The sequence below is a fragment of the Bacillus sp. P4_D3 genome, from assembly GCF_056401855.1.
Genome location: NZ_JBFUIN010000656.1, coordinates 1 through 1,716, shown reverse-complemented (window position 1 = coordinate 1,716; position 1,716 = coordinate 1). Strand labels below are relative to the sequence as shown.

3 protein-coding genes are annotated in these 1,716 nt (G+C 32.3%); all 3 read left to right on the top strand.

Features of this window, described 5'->3' with window-relative positions:
• The coding region (locus AC1DTM_RS25265) for a LysE family transporter (RefSeq protein WP_477001165.1) at positions 1–688 on the top strand (688 nt) is incomplete at its 5' end.
• Between the two features lie 19 nt (positions 689–707).
• Complete coding sequence (locus AC1DTM_RS25260) at positions 708–1,001, top strand: hypothetical protein (RefSeq protein WP_002011898.1); 294 nt, start codon at positions 708–710, stop codon at positions 999–1,001.
• Positions 1,002–1,084: 83 nt separating this feature from the next.
• A complete protein-coding gene (locus tag AC1DTM_RS25255; protein ID WP_016104365.1) occupies positions 1,085–1,714 on the top strand; it encodes a sterol desaturase family protein in 630 nt (209 codons plus the stop codon).
• Positions 1,715–1,716: the final 2 nt, after the last annotated feature.

Genomic DNA, 1,716 nt, shown 5'->3' with positions numbered 1-1,716 from the left:
ATTTTCTATATTTACATCATTACTTAATAGTAAAAGAAGTAGAAAGGATAGAGCGATGTTTGGAGCAATTATACAWCAAATAGTATTAGGTATTTCATTAGCTGCGCCTGTAGGTCCGATTAATATTGAAATGTTAAAAAGGGGAATTGAACGTGGATTTTGGCATGCATGGATTGTTGGAATTGGAGGAATGACTGCTGATATTTTGTTTATGCTTCTTATTTATTTCGGTTTATCTTCTGTGTTTATGTATACATATGTACAAGCTTTTATGTATTGCACTGGGTTTTTCTTGTTGTTTTATTTAGGGTTTCAAAGTGTGAAACAAGGAATTTCTCACTCTAATATGGAATATAAACAAGAAGAGATAGGTGGACTTAAACAATCTTTTATGGCAGGATTTTTTATCGCGATATCCAATCCATTAAATCTCGTTTTTTGGTTTGGCATATACGGAAGTACACTTAGCTCTTTGCTTACAAAAGTAACGAAACAAGAAGCTTTTTTGTACAGTCTTTGCATTATTGTTGGTATTATTTTGTGGAACTTAAATATTGCTTTTTCTGTACATTTCGGAAGAACTTTATTAAAGCAAAAAGCACTTGGCTATATTACAGCCGGAGCAGGTATTATTTTAGTAGGATATTCTATCCATTTTGCATACAAAGCTTTACAGTTGTTCATATAAGATTGAAGGGGAGATTTTTATGTATCGAACCACTATTGACGGAAAAGAAATTATCATCACTTTAGCACCAAAAATCCGAAAAGAAATTACTGATAGGAATCCACTATATGAAGCGGTATTTAAAAATGCAGCAAGGTTGCTGCAAACGAAACAACCAACGTTTGCGGTAAACCATGAAGTATTTGGGCTTATTATTGGAGAAGTACAAAGGGGTGAAGTAACAGTGTTTGCAGTAGAACACATTATCCCAAAGCAAAATATATTTGGTCCGAACACTTTTTTCTCGACAATAGAACAGCAGGCAAATTTGTAAAGTGAATAGAATAAGAATAAAATAGAAAAGAAATAGTCGTAACGATATGTTGCGGCTGTTTTTGTGGAGAAGGGGGAAGAAAGATGAAGAGAGTGGTAAAGGAGTTCTTTTTGCAACATGATATTGTTATTATGTATAGTGTTCTATTAATTTTTATCCTTATTTTAAAAATGCAATTTTTTACATGGATCGGTATGTTAGCGTGTTTGTTTGGGATTGTTTTTTATACGCTAAACGAATATATGACACATCGTTTTTTATTCCATTTAAAGCCGCCTAAAAACGCACTTTTATTAAAAATGTTAAGAAGATTACATTATGATCATCACGTCTATCCAGATGATTTAAAACTTTTATTTTTGCCTGTATGGTTTAGTATACCTAGCTTTACTATCTATTTACTTATATCATATGGTATTACAAAAAGTGTTACTGTTACACTTTCATTTGGAGTCGGAATGATTATCATGCTCCTCGTTTATGAATGGAAACATTATATTGCACATAAGCCAATTCGTCCCTTCACTAAGTTTGGAAGATGGCTAAAAAAACAGCATATATTACACCATTATAAAAATGAAAAGTTTTGGTTTGGTGTTTCAAATCCAGTATTCGATTTTATATTTGGAACGCTTAAAGATGGAAAAGACGTTGAATTAAGCGAAACAGCTCGTAATTTAGAAAAGGAGACAAAGACAGAAGTAGTGCGATAAGC